We start from the raw sequence: 13,544 nt of genomic DNA, 5'->3' as shown, positions 1-13,544 counted from the left end.
ATTATGTGTATCCTGCACCTATGACCAGCATCGTTCGCCAGTTGCATGACGCCCTGCTCGATCTGGTGGGACTGCTGAACCGCGCCCAGCCGGACGAGACCATGCTGAAGACCGCGGGCGTCTCGCTCGACCGCGCGCTCTTCCCATTGCTGGTGCGCATCGAGCGGCGGGGCCCGATCGGCGTGGGCGACCTGGCCGACCTGGCGGGCCGCGACTATTCCACCGTCAGCCGCCAGGTGGCGAAGCTGGAAGGCCTCGGACTGGTGACGCGCGGGCCCTCCGCCGCCGACCGGCGGGTCAACGAAGCGGCCGTCACGCCACGGGGCCGGGCGATGATCCGGGACATTGACGCCGCCCGCGAGACCCTGGCCGGCCGCCTGCTGGCCAGCTGGAGCGAGCAGGACCAGCACGACCTCGCCCGCCTGTTGCGCCGCCTTGCCGATGACGCGCTCGCCGCCCAGAGCGTCGGGAACCGGCTGGACAGCGACGGCAACCTCGGTCCTCCTGCTTGAAACGCTCCGGGGAGGACGCGATGATCGAGGCCGCCTGCCACTGCGGGGCCGTGCGTCTGACGGCGCCCGGCGCGCCGCACACAGTGACCGAGTGCAACTGCTCCATCTGCCGCAAGCTCGCCGCGCGCTGGGCCTACTACAAGCCGTCCGAAGTCGGGATGCCGAAGGCGGGCTCGACCCAGCCCTATGTCTGGGGCGACCGCATGCTGGCCTTCCACCGCTGCAAGACCTGCGGGGTCACCACCCACTGGCAGAGCCTCGACGGGGCCCAGGATCGCATGGCGATCAATGCGCGCCTGGTCGACGACCTCGACTGGCCCAACATCCGCATCCGCCATTTCGACGGGGCCGACACCTGGGCCTATCTGGACGATTGATGCGCGCGCGCCCAGATGTGCGCCCATGATCCTCTCCGCGCTCGACCTCTCGCCCGTCACCGGTGACGCCACCCAGGCCCAGGCGGTCCGCGAGACGGTCGAGATCGCCAAGGCCGCCGAGCGGCTTGGCTATCACCGCCTGTGGCTGGCCGAGCACCACAACATTCAGGGCCTGGGCTCGCCCGCGCCGGAGATCCTGATCGCCGCGCTCACCCAGGCGACAAGCACCATCCGGCTGGGCTCCGGCGGGGTGATGCTGGTCAACTACTCGCCGCTGAAGGTGGCCGAGGTGTTCATGGAGCTGGAGGCCCTGGCCCCCGGCCGCATCGACCTCGGGCTCGGCCGCGCGCTCGGCACGGACGCGCGCACCGGCGGCGCCCTGCGCTCGGTGGGGTCGGACGCTTTCCCGCAGTATTTCCACCTCCTGACCACCTGGCTGCTGGACGCCTCGGGCAAGGCCCCGATCGGCGAGGGGCACCCGCTGCACGACATCCACGCCAATCCCGCCGGCCCCTCGCATCCCGACGTCTTCGTGCTCTGCACCTCGGAGGAGAGCGCGACCTTCGCCGGCCAGATGGGCGTCGGCATGGTGTTCGCAGAGTTCATCGCCCGCACCGATGGCGGCCCGGCCGTCGCGGCCTACCGCAAGGCCTTCCAGCCATCGCAGTTCCGCAGCGAGCCCTGGGCGGGGATCGCGCTGATCGCCTACGCCGCGGAGACCGCCGAGGCCGCCTGGCGCGAGGACGCCCTGCGGCGCGCCGCCAATGTCTCCATGCTGTCGGGCCGCCGGCGACGGTTCACGGACCTGGCGAGCGCGGACGCGTTCCTGGCCGAACACGCCGGTACGCCTGTGCGTCAGATGGTCGAGGCCCGCACCATCGCGGCCGAAGCCGGCGCCGTTCACGCCCGGTTGGCCGACAAAGTCCGTGATGCCGACGCCGACGAGGTCTTCGTCATGGCGACAGGGCCCTCGCTTAAGGCCCGAATCCGCTCATTGGAACTGATCGCCGAGGCCCACCGGAGCGCCGCATGAAGCTCGCGACCCTGATCGCCGCCACCCTGCTGGCCCTGCCCGCCGCCGCCTCGGCCAAGCCGCTTTTCCAACCCTGGATCGATGGGATCCAGGCCGGCGAGCCGCAGATGCAGGTTCAGCGCTACGACGCCGACACCTATGTCATCCGCCAGTCGGTGAAGACCAACTTCGAGGCGCCCTTCCTCTATCTGCTGTTCGGCAAGGACCGGGTGCTGCTGCTCGACACCGGGGCCGGCGGGCTGCAGGTCCGCCCGACCATCGACAGGGTCATTTCCGACTGGCTGAAAGCGCACCATCGCGCCTCGATCCCGCTGGTCGTCGCCCACTCCCACAGCCACGGCGACCACCGGATGGGCGACGCGGAGTTCAAGGACCGGCCGGACACCGCCATCGTCGGCTGGACCGCACCCGAGGTCGCCGCCTTCTTCAAGATCGCCGACTGGCCGCACGACATCGTCAAGTTCGACCTGGGCGGTCGCGTGCTCGACGTCATCCCGACGCCCGGCCACCACCCGTCGCACATCATGATCTTCGACGAGAAGGACCGGCTGCTGCTCTCCGGCGACACCCTCTATCCGGGACGGCTCTATGTGTCGGCCGACCAGTTCGCGGCCTTCCGCGACAGCATCGACCGGGCGGTCGCCTTCACGAGGGACCGCCGCGTCAGCCATGTCCTGGGCGCCCACGTCGAGATGACCGCCGCCCCCGGTAAGGACTTCCCTGAGGCAGCGCCCGCGCACCCGAACGAACGCGCGCTCGAACTGCCCTATGCCGACCTGCTGGAACTGCAGGCGGCGGTCCACGCGATGGGCGAGACCGCCGTCAAGGACGTCCACAACGACTTCATCGTCTTCCCGCTGACGCCCAGGCCGAAGCGCTAACGGGCGCCCGGCGGAACCCTTTCCATCGGCCAAGCTTATTGAAGCCAAGGCGGCGCGACCGCCGGCTTCGGCACGTGCCGAACCATAGGGATGAAACAGCCATGGAACCTCACAGCCTGATCGCCTGGCTCGTCATCGGCGCCATCGCCGGCTGGCTGGCCGGGACCTTCGTCAAGGGCGGCGGCTTCGGCCTGCTGGGCGACATCGTCGTCGGCATCATCGGCGCCTTCATCGGCGGTTGGCTGGCCGGCGTGCTGCACGTCCACGTCGGCAGCGGCTGGATTTCCTCGATCCTCACCGCGGCCGTGGGCGCCGTCCTGCTGCTGGTCATTCTGCGGGCGGTGCGCCGCGCCTGACGCGGCTCAGTCGGCGACCTTCCAGGCCCCGCCCTCCAGCACCAGGCTCGAAAAGCCGCCGTCGCCCATGAGCGCCACCGCGGTCTCGCGACGCACGACCACGCGCTTGATGGCCCGGATCCCCTTGAGCATCTCGGGCACGGCGGCCTTGAACTGCTTCAGTTCGCCGGCCGGCACGCCGCGCAGATCCGAGCCCTGGGACGAGAGCGCCAGGGCCGCCGGCAGGTCGCCGCGCCCGATGGCCTCGGCCCGCGCGATCAGCGCCTGCACCTGCGGGCTCTTCTGGGCGTCGGGGCCGCGCAGGTCGGCCTGGACCGGATCGGTGAACACCGGGGCGCTGAAGCTGAACTTCATGTCGCCGCCCTCTCCGCCGTCGTCATATTCGCCGGTGACCCGCGTGGCGGTGACCACGATCTTCTTGAAGACCCCCTGCGAGTTCGAGAGCGAGATATTGGTCAGCGAAGCCCCCAGCTCCTGCGGCCTGGACAGCACGGTGACATGCATGGCCTTGGGGTCCTTGGGGCTGAACTCCAGCATCACGCCGTGGACGGCGTCCTTGCGCGCCATGCCGTTCACCGGCGGGAAGACCGCGCCGTAGAGCGCCGCGACCGGGACCTCGACGTCGGAGAGCACGACCCGGACCTGCGGCCCGTTGTCGAGCAAGCCCTCGGTGTTGTCCTGGCTGAGCGCGATGGCGTGGCTGAAGGTCAGCTTCACGCCGTCGCGGGCATAGTGGCCGGAGGCCGTTCCGGGATCGAGTGCGAGCGCCGGGCCGGCCGTCAGCACCAGGGCGGCGACGAGGAGGTTGCGGCGGGCGATCATGCCGGCGGCCTTTGCGGCATTCCGGCCTTGGCGGCCGGCCGTTCGCGCATGGCGGCGACCCAGCGCGTCACGTGAGTCAGCTCCTCCGGCGCCTGGAACTTGACCATCCGGCTGAAGTCGAGGCCGGAGAAGGTCACGATGTCGGCGATGGTGATCCGGTCGGCCGCCAGCCACTCGTGATCGGCCAAACGCCGATCGAGCACCTTCAGGCCGCCGATGCCGCTGGAACGGCCGCGCTCCGCCACCTCGGGGCTCTGGGTCTCCAGCGCCGCCATCGCCGGATGGCTATGCCGGACCATGTTCATGAACGGCAGCGAGACCAGCATCTCCCCGCGGCGCATCCACATCTCGATCACCGCCGTCTCCTGCGGCGTGCGGCCGAACAGGTTGGGGTCGGGGTAGCGGCTTTCCAGGTAGCGGCAGATGGCGACCGACTCGGTGATGCAGGTCCCGTCGTCCAGCTCCAGCATCGGCACGTTGGCGAGACCGGCCTTGCCCAGGTATTCCGGCGTCTTGTGCTCGCCCTGCATGAGGTTGAGCGTCACGACCTCTATATCGTCGATGGCCTTTTCGGCCATGAACCAGCGCACCCGGCGCGGGTTGGGGGCGAGCGGGGTGTCGTAGAGCTTCATGGCGTCACCGGAGGCGCGGGCGTCGGATTGGGCGCGAGGGTGGGTTTCAGGACGGGCGCACGCGCCGGGGCGGGCGGCGGCGGCTCATGCCCGAAGAGTTCGCTCGGCATGGCGCCCACCACCGAGGCGGTCAGGCAGGTGGCCAGGAAGCCGGCCATCATCGCCTTCCAGACCATGCCCATGATCTCCGCCCGCCGCTCCGGCACCAGCACGGAATAGCCGGCCACGTTGATGCCCACCGAGGCGATGTTGGCGAAGCCGCAGAGCGCATAGGTCATGATCACCCGCGTCCGCTCGTCGATGACGCCGGTGGGGATCGCCCCCATGCGGATGAAGGCGGTGAACTCGGTCAGCACCAGCTTCACGCCGAGCAGCGAGCCCGCGGTCGGCGCGTCGGCCCAGCGGATCCCCAGCGCCCAGGCCAGCGGCGCGAAGATGACGCCGAGGATGCGCTCAACCGAGATCGGCGCGCCGTGGACGTCGCCCAGCATGCCGAGGATGCCGTTGACCATCGCAACCAGCGCCACGAATACGATCAGGGTGGCGGCCACGTTGAGCACGATCGAGAGCCCGTCGGTGGTGCCCTTGATCAGCGCGTCGACCGAGCTTTCGTAAACCTTGTCCTCCGCCGGATTGAGCGGGACCGAGACCTCGGTCTCCGGCATCCGCGGCACCAGGATGCGGGCCAGGAGCACACCGGCGGGCGCGGAGATGATCGAGGCGGTGAGCACGTGGCTGGCCGCGTTCGGCAGCACGTCCTTCAGGATCGTCGCATAGGCCACCATGGTCGAGCCGGAGACGCAGCTCATGCCGACCGCGATCAGCATGAAGAGCTCCGAGCGCGACAGGGTCGGCAGGTAGGAGCGGATGAAGATCGGGCCTTCCACCTGGCCCATGAAGACGGTGGCGGCGGTGGCGAGCGCCGGGGGGCCGCGCAGGCCCATGGTCTTTTCGAACACCACCCCGAAGCCCTGGGTGATCCAGCGCAGGATCCGCCAGTGCCAGAGGAGCGCGGCTAGCGCGCAGACTACCAGGATCACCGGCAGCACCCGGAAGGCGAAGACAAAGAGGGAGCCGGGGTCGGTGAGCGCATAGGGCTGGTTCGGGGTCCCGGCCAGAAAGCCGAACACGAAGGCGACGCCGGCCTGGGTCGAGGCCGAGAGGCCGTCCACCGCGTGGCCGACGCCCTGCAGGCCGCTGCGCAGTGCGGGCAGGCCGAACAGCGCCAGCACCAGGACCGCCTGCACCAGCACCGCTCCGATCGCCAGCTTCCAGGGGAACCGGCGGCGGTTCTCAGACACAGCCCAGCAGATGCCGATGGCCAGCAGAATGCCCACCAGGCTCTGCGCATTCTCGAGACGGAACATGCCAAGCGACCTCAATCGGCCGCGAGTCTCCGGCGGCCCCCCCGGCGATAGAGGATCAGACGCGCGGCTTTCGCAAGCGGGCGGCGCTTCGCCGGGGCGCGCGAATAGCCGGCGGCGACTGGATTACAAAGGTTTAATCGGGGCCGCCGCATCTGAGGGAGCGCCTGAGAGCCTCTTCGTATTAGAGCGCATCACGCGGCCCGTCAGGCCGTCCGGCGGGTCCCGCCTTACCGGGATTTAACTGGCCCCTGACCCAACGGCGGCACATCTCGCGCTCGACAAGGGGACGTCGCGATGTCGCTGGCTCTGGCCACACTGCTCTACGAATGGAAACGCTACAGCGCCGCCATGGTGGCGCTGGCGTTCTCCGGCCTGCTGATCCTGGCGCAGGTCGGCATGTTCACCGGCATCGTGAAGGGCATAACCGCCTCCATCGACCGGTCTCGCGCCGACCTGATGATCCTGGCCCCCAAGAACGACAGCCTGATCAACTCCGGCCCCAGTGGCCTGCCCGAACGCATCCAGCCGCTGATCTATCTCAACCCGCAAGTCACCGAGGTGGAGAGCCTGGACGGCGACGGCGCGCGCTGGGTCAATACACCGGAGCCGGGCAAGAAGGCGGTCACCACCTACGTCAATACCTTCGACGTCGACCCCAGGCCGGGGTCGGTGACCTTGCCGATCGACTATCCGGAGTCGATCCGGCTTGCGCTGCTCGAACCCTACGCCGTCATTCTGGACAAGAGCGCCCAGGCGCGGCTGGGCACCCATCTGGGCGCGGCCGCCAGCCTGAACGGCAAGACCGTGCACGTCCGCGGCCTGCTCGAAAACTATCCCAACGTGGACCAGCCCACCGTTTTCATGTCTCGCGACACGATGCGCCTTCTGGGCATGGGCCCGAAGAACGGCAAGACCGGCCCCCTGATGGTGCGGGTGCGCGACCCGGCCCAGGCGCTCGCGGTGCGCGACCAGCTGAACGCCGCCGCCAACGGGGCCTACAAGGCCTGGAGCAAGCCGGACCTCGCCGCGGCGAACGAAAAGGCCCTGATGGGCCAGCAGATCATCGGTATCTTCCTGGGCTTCTCGCTGTTCCTCGGCCTGCTGATCGGCGTCGGCATCACCTCCCAGACCCTGCGCGGCGCGATCCTCGCCAGCATCAAGGAGTTCGCCAGCCTACGCGCACTCGGCGTCTCCATGGGCTCGCTCAGCATGATCGTGCTGGAGCTGTCCGTCTGGGTCGGCGTCGCGGGCCTGATCGCCACGGCGTTGTTCACACTCGGCGTCTACCTGCTGGCGCTGAAGTTCGGCATGCCGATGGGCTTCCCCATGCCGTGGGTGATTACCGTCGCCGTCCTCCTGACCGTCATCTCCATCCTCTCGGGGCTGTTCTCCCTGGGTGTCCTGAAGAAAAGCCAACCTGCGGACCTCCTGCGATGAGTTCTCAACCTGCCCTGGTGGCCCCCCCTGCTTTGGTAGCGAAGGGTCTCGTGAAGCGCTTCAAGACCGGGCGCACCCACATCGAGGTCCTGAAGTCGGTGGACTTCGAAGCCCTGCACGGCGAGGTGACCATGGTCATGGGGCCGTCGGGCTCGGGCAAGTCGACGCTGGTGGCCGCGCTCTCCGGCCTGCTGAAGCCCGACGCCGGATCGGTCAGCGCCATGGGCGAGGACCTGTGGAGCTACAAGCCCGGCAAGATCGACCGCTTCCGCCTCGACCACTGCGGCTTCATCTTCCAGGGGTTCAACCTGTTCCCGGCGCTAACCGCCCTGCAGCAGGTCGAGATCATCCTGAAATACAAGGGCTACTCCCGCTCTCAGGCGCGTGAAAAAGCTGCGACCGCGCTCACGGAAGTGGGCCTCGAAATGCGGATGAATTCGCGGCCTTCCGAAATGTCCGGCGGCGAGAAGCAGCGCGTGGCGATCGCCCGGGCTATCGCCAAGGACCCGCAGCTGCTGTTCGCCGACGAACCCACCAGCGCGCTCGACGGCGAGAACGGCCAGGTGGTGATCAAGCTCCTGCAGCGCGCCGCCAAGTCGTTTGGCGCGGCCGTCGTCTGCGTGACCCATGACGTGCGCCTGGAAAGCTACGCGGACCGCATCATCCACATCGACGACGGCCGCATCGTCGATGATCGCCGCGCGGTTGGCGGCAACGTCCCTCTCGACCACGCCCACCACCATCCCGCTTTCGCCGGGACCTAAGGACCAAAATCATGTTCGCCTTCCTCCGCAACCGCATCGTCTGGGTCGTGATCGTCGTGGTCGCGGTTCTCGGCGCCGGCGGTCTGTTCATGTCCAGCCAGGCCAATGCCAAGAAGGCTGCGGCGGCCAAGGTCGCGGCCGCCAACGCGCCCAAGAGCCCCTATGTGGCCATCGCCAACGGCAAGGCCGACGTGGAAGGCGGGGTGATCCAGGTCGCCGCCCGCACCTCCGGCATCGTGCGTGAGGTTCTGGCCCAGGAAGGCGACAACGTCGTCAAGGGCCAAGTGCTCGCGCGCCTGGAGGACGACGAGCCCAAGCTGCAAGCCGAGAGCGCCGCGGCCGACATGCGCCAGGCCCAGGCACAGATCCCGTTGCTGGAGGTCCAGCTCTCCACCGCCAACCGGGAGCTGGCGCGCCTGCAGGGCCTCGTCGCCACCAACTTCGTCGCCGCCCAGAAGGTCGACCAGGCCAGGGACGCGGTGCGCCAGGCCCAGGCCGGCATCGAAGCCCAGAAGGCCGCCATCGGCGCCTCGAAGGCCAAGTACAACCAGGCCCGCTACAACCAGGAACTGACCATCATCCGCGCGCCGGCCGACGGCCGCATCGTGCGCCGCTACGCCAATCCCGGCGCCGGCGCCTCGACGCTCAACGTCTCAAACATGTTCGACCTGGAGCCCAAGGCCAACCGCATCGTCCGCGCCGAGATCTCGGAAAGCTCGCTGCCCTTCGTGGTCATCGGCCAGACCGTGCAGCTCTCGCCCGAGGCCGATCCCACCAAGGTGATCCCCGGCCGGGTGCTGCGCCGCGCCGCGGTCTTCGGCGCCCGCAAGCTGCAGTCCGACGACCCCACCGAGCGCACCGACGAACGCGTGGTCGAGGTGGTGGTGGCCACCGACGGCGCGCCGTTCCTGATCGGCCAGCGGGTGCTGGTGAAATTCATGCGCACCCAGCAGCAGGCGGCGGCGAACACGCCCGCCGCCGGCTGACGCGATAGGGCGAGGCGGCATGATTCTGGGTACGCTGACGGCCGCCGCACTGCTGTCGCTCGCCTCGACGGCCGCCGCCGCGGCGCCCGTCGATCCGGTCGCCTACCGCCTGTCGCCGGAACTCGACGCAAGCGGGGCCCTGACCGCGCTCAAGGTCGAGATCCGCTTCCGCGAAGGCCCCTCCGGCCGCACCCGTCTGGCTTGGGCCGACGACTGGGCCGGCGACAAGGAACTCTCCACGCGGGCTCGCGACGTGAAGATCGCAGGCGGCGAGGCGACGCCTGACGGGATAGGCGCCTGGGTCGTCCGCGCCCCGCCGGGCACGCCGATCGTGGCGACCTATCGCGTCGTCTCGGCCTACGACCACGACCCCACCGACGACGACAGCAAACAGTCGAAACCCGTGGTGCGCCCGACCTGGTTCTATTCGGTCGGCGAGACGCTGCTCGCGCTGCCGGAGGACCAGAAGAGGTCGCCCGCCACTTTCGAATGGACCGGCGCGCCCAAGGACTTCGGCTTCGCCTCCGACCTTGAGCATCTGGCGCGTCCCGGAAAGAAGGCCGAACGGGCCGGCACGGTCGAGGACGTCGTCGAAAGCATCGTGGCCGGCGGTCGAGACTTGCGGGTCTTCGAGCAGCGGACCGACGGCGCGCGCGTCCGCGTGGCGATCATCGGGCGCTATGCCTTCGATGACGCCACCTTTGCCCAGCAGGTCTTTCAGGTCCTCAAGGCCGAGCGCGGCTTCTGGAAGGAAAAGGCCTCGCCATTCCTGGTGACCATGTCGCCGACCCTGGGCGCGCCCGGGCGGATATCCTTGGGCGGTACGGGCCGCGCCGACGCCTTCGCCCTGTGGGTCGACACCACCACCACCAAGCTCGACGATCTGCGATGGCTGCTGGCGCACGAATATTTTCACACCTGGAATCCCAAGGCGATCGGCGAAACGGCGGAGGGCGATGCGGAGCCGGCGGCCTATTGGCTGTCCGAGGGCTTCACCGACTACTACGCCTGGACGCTGATGCTTCGGGCGAAGCTGTTCGGGCCCGAGGCGTTCGCCCGCCAATGGAACGACATGCTGCGCGCCTATGCCGCCTCGCCGGTGCGCGAGAAGCCCAACAGCCTGATCGTCACCGACTTCTGGAAGTCGCAGGCGGTGGAGAAGCTGCCCTACCAGCGCGGCGCGATCCTGGCTGCGGTGCTCGATCGGCAGGCGCGGACGCGTGGGACGTCGCTGGACGCGGTGCTTCGCGACATGCGCCGGCTGGCGGCCACGCCGGGCGAGCCCCGTCATGTGGACGACCTGCTGCCGGTCGCCTATCGCAACGTTGTGGGCGTCGACATCTCGGACCTCCTCGCCCGCCACATCGTCGCCGGCGAGCCGCTGGACCTGCCGGCGGACGTGTTCGGAACCTGTTTCCGCGTGAATGCGGTGGAGATGGCGCCCTTCGATCGCGGCTGGGATGGCGCGGCGACCCGCAAGGCCGGCAATGTCGTGACCGGCCTGCGCGACGACACCCCGGCCTACGCGGCCGGCCTACGCAACGGCATGAAGATCGTTGAATTCCTCGCAGGCGATTCCGGCAATTCCGCCGTCGCCGTCTTGCTGAAGGTCCAGCCGCCTGACGGTCCGGAGCGCCTTGTGCGCTTCTTCCCCGCCGGCAAGACGCGGCTGCCGACCCAGCAGCTCGAAGTGGTCCCCGGCTGCAAGCCCTGAGACCCGGCTGATCCAAGCCGCGCTGCCGCTGCGTCCGCCTTGACGCCTCGGCTGTCGCACCGCACAACGCCCGCCGAAATCGCACCGCAGCCAGCTTCAAGGGGTTCCTCATGGCGGACATCCGTTTCGACGGCAAAGTGGCCATCGTCACCGGCTCGGGCGGCGGCCTCGGCCGCCAGCACGCCCTGGAGCTCGCCCGCCGCGGCGCGCGCGTGGTGGTCAACGACCTGGGCGGGTCCGTCGATGGCTCCGGCGGCGGCTCGGAAGCCGCCCACGCGGTGGTCGAGGAGATCAAGGCGCTCGGCGGCGAGGCCATCGCCAACGGCTCGTCCGTCACCGATGACGCGGGCGTCGCCCTGATGGTCAAGCACGCCATGGACGCCTGGGGCCGCATCGACATCCTGATCGCCAACGCCGGGGTGCTGCGCGACAAGACCTTCTCCAAGATGGAGATCGCCGACTTCGAGTTCGTCCTCGGCGTCCACCTGATGGGCACCGTGAAGCCCGCCAAGGCGGTCTGGGAGATCATGCGCGAGCAGAACTACGGGCGGATCGTCTGCACGACCTCCTCGTCCGGGCTCTACGGCAACTTCGGCCAGTCGAACTATGGCGCGGCCAAGCTCGGCATCATCGGCCTCATGAACACGCTGAAGCTCGAGGGCCAGAAGAACAACATCCACGTCAACGCGATCGCGCCGGTGGCCGCCACGCGGATGACCGAGAACCTGATGCCGCCGGCGATCCTGGAGCACCTGAAGCCTGAGTATGTCACCCCGGGCGTCGTCTACCTCTGCTCCGAGGAGGCCCCGACCGGCTGCATCCTGACCGCCGGCGCCGGCGCCTTCGCGCTCGCCCACATCGTCGAGACCGAGGGCGTCTATCTGGGCGAGGCCGGCCTTTCGGTCGAAGAGGTCCGCGACAACTGGGCCAAGATCGTCGATCCCGCGGGGCAGCAGCCCTACAACGCCGGCGGCGAACAAACCGGCAAGGTTTTCCGCAAGATGCAAGGCGGCTGATCGCGCCTCCAAGGCCAAGCTCCAGGCGGCCGGCGCGCCGGTCCGCCGGTCGGCTTGGCGTACCTGCATTACACCGAATCCACTTGCACCCGATCGAAGAGGTGCGGCTAACCTGACGACGTGCGGCCCCATCAGAGGCTCGGCAGTCCCAGGGAGATGCTCGTGTCCAAGGCCCCAGCCGCGGCGCCGTCCGGCCGTCTGTCGCTTCCCGCGGTGCTGGCCTTCGCCTGCGCCTACATGCCCTTCGCCGCGCTGCAGCTCTCGGTCGCCGTGCAGCTGCCGCCGTTCTTCGCCAGCCAGCTCGGCCTGGGCCTGGCCGCCGGCGCGGCCTTCGGCGTAGTCCGGCTCATCGATATCCCGGTGGACCCGGCGCTCGGCCTGTTCATCGACCGCACCAATACGCCCATCGGCCGCTACCGGCCGTGGATGATCGCCGGCGCGCCGATCCTGATGCTGGCGCTCTACATGCTCTACCAGGCCCACGAGGGGATCAGCGAGGCCTACCTCGTCGTGTGGCTGCTGGTCGTCTACCTGGGAATGTCGATCCTGCTGGTGGCCGGCAACGCCTGGGCCTCGACGCTGGCCACCAGCTACAAGGAACGCTCGCGCATCTTCGGCGCCATGCTGGCCATGGGCGTGCTCGGCACCGTGGCCTGCCTCTTGATTCCTGTGGTCTTCGAGAAGACGCACCACACCGAGCTGGAGGGCATGCGCGCGGTCGGCTGGTTCCTGCTCGTGCTGTCGCCGGTCGCGGTGCTCATCGCGGTCAGCCGCACCCGCGAGCGGGCCGTCGCCGCGGAGGCGGGCCCACGCTTCCGCATGGCCGACTACGCGCGGCTCCTGTCGCGCGGCAACGTCCTGCGCATCGTGGCCGCCGACTTCTGCGTCACCATGGGGCCCGGCTGGATGGCCGCGCTCTACTTCTACTACTATCGCCAGTCGCGGGAGCTCAGCCTCTCCGCCGCGAGCCTGCTGCTCACCCTCTACATCCTGGCCGGACTGGTGGGCGGCCCGGCGACGGCCTGGCTCGCGAACCGGATCAGCAAGCACCGCGCGCTGATCGTCTCGACGACGCTCTATGCCCTCATGCTGATCATCATCCCTCTCCTGCCGAGGGGGCAGGCGATGCTCTACGCGCCGCCGATGTTCCTCCTGGGCGCGCTCGCCACCGGCTTCGTGGTCATGGTTCGGGCGATCACCGCCGACGTCGGGGACGAGCTGCGGCTCGAAGGCGGACGCGACCTCATGGCGCTGCTCTATGCGGTCACCAGCGCCACGACCAAGGCGGCCGGAGCCCTCTCCATCTTTGTCAGCTTCTGGCTGCTGCAGGTCGTGGGTTTCGACGCCAAGCCGCATGCCCTCAACGGCGCCCCGCAGATCCACGGGCTGGAGCTGGTCTTCGTCATCGGGCCGATCGTCTTCGTGATGCTCGGGGGGGCCAGTTTCTTCGGCTACAAGCTCTCCGCCGACAAACACGCCAGCATCCGCCGCCAGCTCGACGAGCGCGACGCCGTCTATGCGGAATCGCCGATCACCCAGGCGACCGCGGGCGGGGCGGTGGAGGCGGTGACCGCGCGGCCGGACCATTGACGCGGCGGAAAGCCCTTGCGCGGCCGCGATCTGCAAGCTCTCCTGCCTGGATTAAGC

General features: G+C 68.9%; 14 protein-coding genes. 11 read left to right on the top strand and 3 right to left on the bottom strand.

The features are described 5' to 3' along the window. The first annotated feature begins 20 nt into the window (after window positions 1-20). The 5 genes from ACESMY_RS12285 to ACESMY_RS12265 all read left to right on the top strand — a co-directional run bounded on the left by ACESMY_RS12285 (window position 21) and on the right by ACESMY_RS12265 (window position 3,159). Window positions 21-512: a MarR family winged helix-turn-helix transcriptional regulator gene (locus tag ACESMY_RS12285; protein WP_372784874.1), complete on the top strand. Its 492-nt coding sequence runs from the start codon at window positions 21-23 to the stop codon at window positions 510-512. A gap of 20 nt (window positions 513-532) precedes the next feature. Next, a complete protein-coding gene (locus ACESMY_RS12280; RefSeq protein ID WP_372784873.1) occupies window positions 533-889 on the top strand; it encodes a GFA family protein in 357 nt (118 codons plus the stop codon). Between the two features lie 25 nt (window positions 890-914). Continuing rightward, complete coding sequence (locus tag ACESMY_RS12275) at window positions 915-1,922, top strand: MsnO8 family LLM class oxidoreductase (RefSeq protein WP_372784872.1); 1,008 nt, start codon at window positions 915-917, stop codon at window positions 1,920-1,922. After that, a complete protein-coding gene (locus tag ACESMY_RS12270) occupies window positions 1,919-2,803 on the top strand; it encodes an MBL fold metallo-hydrolase (protein ID WP_372784871.1) in 885 nt (294 codons plus the stop codon). The genes ACESMY_RS12275 and ACESMY_RS12270 overlap by 4 nt, the downstream gene beginning before the upstream one ends. A gap of 101 nt (window positions 2,804-2,904) precedes the next feature. Beyond that, a complete protein-coding gene (locus ACESMY_RS12265) occupies window positions 2,905-3,159 on the top strand; it encodes a GlsB/YeaQ/YmgE family stress response membrane protein (RefSeq protein WP_372784870.1) in 255 nt (84 codons plus the stop codon). A gap of 6 nt (window positions 3,160-3,165) precedes the next feature. Here the strand turns inward: ACESMY_RS12265 and ACESMY_RS12260 are convergent, their stop codons facing one another. The 3 genes from ACESMY_RS12260 to ACESMY_RS12250 are packed head-to-tail and all read right to left on the bottom strand — an operon-like array spanning window position 3,166 to window position 5,980. Next, window positions 3,166-3,981 carry a hypothetical protein gene (locus ACESMY_RS12260; RefSeq protein ID WP_372784869.1) on the bottom strand — a complete coding sequence of 272 codons (816 nt, stop codon included), beginning with the start codon at window positions 3,979-3,981 and terminating at the stop codon, window positions 3,166-3,168. Continuing rightward, complete coding sequence (locus ACESMY_RS12255; protein ID WP_372784868.1) at window positions 3,978-4,613, bottom strand: glutathione S-transferase family protein; 636 nt, start codon at window positions 4,611-4,613, stop codon at window positions 3,978-3,980. The genes ACESMY_RS12260 and ACESMY_RS12255 overlap by 4 nt, the downstream gene beginning before the upstream one ends. Then, entirely contained in the window at window positions 4,610-5,980 is a 1,371-nt protein-coding gene (locus tag ACESMY_RS12250; protein WP_372784867.1) for a NupC/NupG family nucleoside CNT transporter, read from the bottom strand. Before ACESMY_RS12250 ends, ACESMY_RS12255 begins: the two co-directional genes overlap by 4 nt. Before the next feature lie 294 nt (window positions 5,981-6,274). On the opposite strand from ACESMY_RS12250, the gene ACESMY_RS12245 reads away from it, so the two are divergent. From ACESMY_RS12245 to ACESMY_RS12220, 6 genes are all read left to right on the top strand, one after another. After that, entirely contained in the window at window positions 6,275-7,417 is a 1,143-nt protein-coding gene (locus ACESMY_RS12245; protein WP_372784866.1) for an ABC transporter permease, read from the top strand. Then, the gene (locus tag ACESMY_RS12240; protein ID WP_372784865.1) at window positions 7,414-8,181 is read left to right on the top strand and encodes an ABC transporter ATP-binding protein; all 768 of its coding nucleotides are present in this window, start codon (window positions 7,414-7,416) and stop codon (window positions 8,179-8,181) included. Before ACESMY_RS12245 ends, ACESMY_RS12240 begins: the two co-directional genes overlap by 4 nt. 11 nt (window positions 8,182-8,192) lie before the next feature. Then, a complete protein-coding gene (locus ACESMY_RS12235) occupies window positions 8,193-9,167 on the top strand; it encodes an HlyD family secretion protein (protein WP_372784864.1) in 975 nt (324 codons plus the stop codon). Window positions 9,168-9,186: 19 nt separating this feature from the next. Continuing rightward, window positions 9,187-10,881: a hypothetical protein gene (locus ACESMY_RS12230; RefSeq protein WP_372784863.1), complete on the top strand. Its 1,695-nt coding sequence runs from the start codon at window positions 9,187-9,189 to the stop codon at window positions 10,879-10,881. A gap of 110 nt (window positions 10,882-10,991) precedes the next feature. Then, window positions 10,992-11,897 carry an SDR family NAD(P)-dependent oxidoreductase gene (locus ACESMY_RS12225; RefSeq protein ID WP_372784862.1) on the top strand — a complete coding sequence of 302 codons (906 nt, stop codon included), beginning with the start codon at window positions 10,992-10,994 and terminating at the stop codon, window positions 11,895-11,897. 162 nt (window positions 11,898-12,059) lie between these two features. Continuing rightward, entirely contained in the window at window positions 12,060-13,487 is a 1,428-nt protein-coding gene (locus tag ACESMY_RS12220; protein ID WP_372784861.1) for an MFS transporter, read from the top strand. Window positions 13,488-13,544 lie beyond the last annotated feature (57 nt).

Source organism: Phenylobacterium sp. (genome assembly GCF_041691455.1).
In the GTDB taxonomy this organism is placed as follows: Bacteria; Pseudomonadota; Alphaproteobacteria; order Caulobacterales; family Caulobacteraceae; genus Phenylobacterium.
Note: the sequence above shows the minus strand (reverse complement) of the source record. Positions and strands in the feature narration are given on the sequence as shown.

Bases quoted from the DNA above. Each gene is read 5' to 3' on its own strand.
- ACESMY_RS12250 (WP_372784867.1), bottom strand. From the start codon at position 5,980: ATGTTCCGTCTCGAGAATGCGCAGAGCCTGGTGGGCATTCTGCTGGCC.
- ACESMY_RS12285 (WP_372784874.1), top strand. From the start codon at position 21: ATGACCAGCATCGTTCGCCAGTTGCATGACGCCCTGCTCGATCTGGTG.
- ACESMY_RS12225 (WP_372784862.1), top strand. From the start codon at position 10,992: ATGGCGGACATCCGTTTCGACGGCAAAGTGGCCATCGTCACCGGCTCG.
- ACESMY_RS12280 (WP_372784873.1), top strand. From the start codon at position 533: ATGATCGAGGCCGCCTGCCACTGCGGGGCCGTGCGTCTGACGGCGCCC.
- ACESMY_RS12235 (WP_372784864.1), top strand. From the start codon at position 8,193: ATGTTCGCCTTCCTCCGCAACCGCATCGTCTGGGTCGTGATCGTCGTG.
- ACESMY_RS12270 (WP_372784871.1), top strand. From the start codon at position 1,919: ATGAAGCTCGCGACCCTGATCGCCGCCACCCTGCTGGCCCTGCCCGCC.
- ACESMY_RS12230 (WP_372784863.1), top strand. From the start codon at position 9,187: ATGATTCTGGGTACGCTGACGGCCGCCGCACTGCTGTCGCTCGCCTCG.
- ACESMY_RS12260 (WP_372784869.1), bottom strand. From the start codon at position 3,981: ATGATCGCCCGCCGCAACCTCCTCGTCGCCGCCCTGGTGCTGACGGCC.
- ACESMY_RS12265 (WP_372784870.1), top strand. From the start codon at position 2,905: ATGGAACCTCACAGCCTGATCGCCTGGCTCGTCATCGGCGCCATCGCC.
- ACESMY_RS12240 (WP_372784865.1), top strand. From the start codon at position 7,414: ATGAGTTCTCAACCTGCCCTGGTGGCCCCCCCTGCTTTGGTAGCGAAG.
- ACESMY_RS12245 (WP_372784866.1), top strand. From the start codon at position 6,275: ATGTCGCTGGCTCTGGCCACACTGCTCTACGAATGGAAACGCTACAGC.
- ACESMY_RS12255 (WP_372784868.1), bottom strand. From the start codon at position 4,613: ATGAAGCTCTACGACACCCCGCTCGCCCCCAACCCGCGCCGGGTGCGC.
- ACESMY_RS12275 (WP_372784872.1), top strand. From the start codon at position 915: ATGATCCTCTCCGCGCTCGACCTCTCGCCCGTCACCGGTGACGCCACC.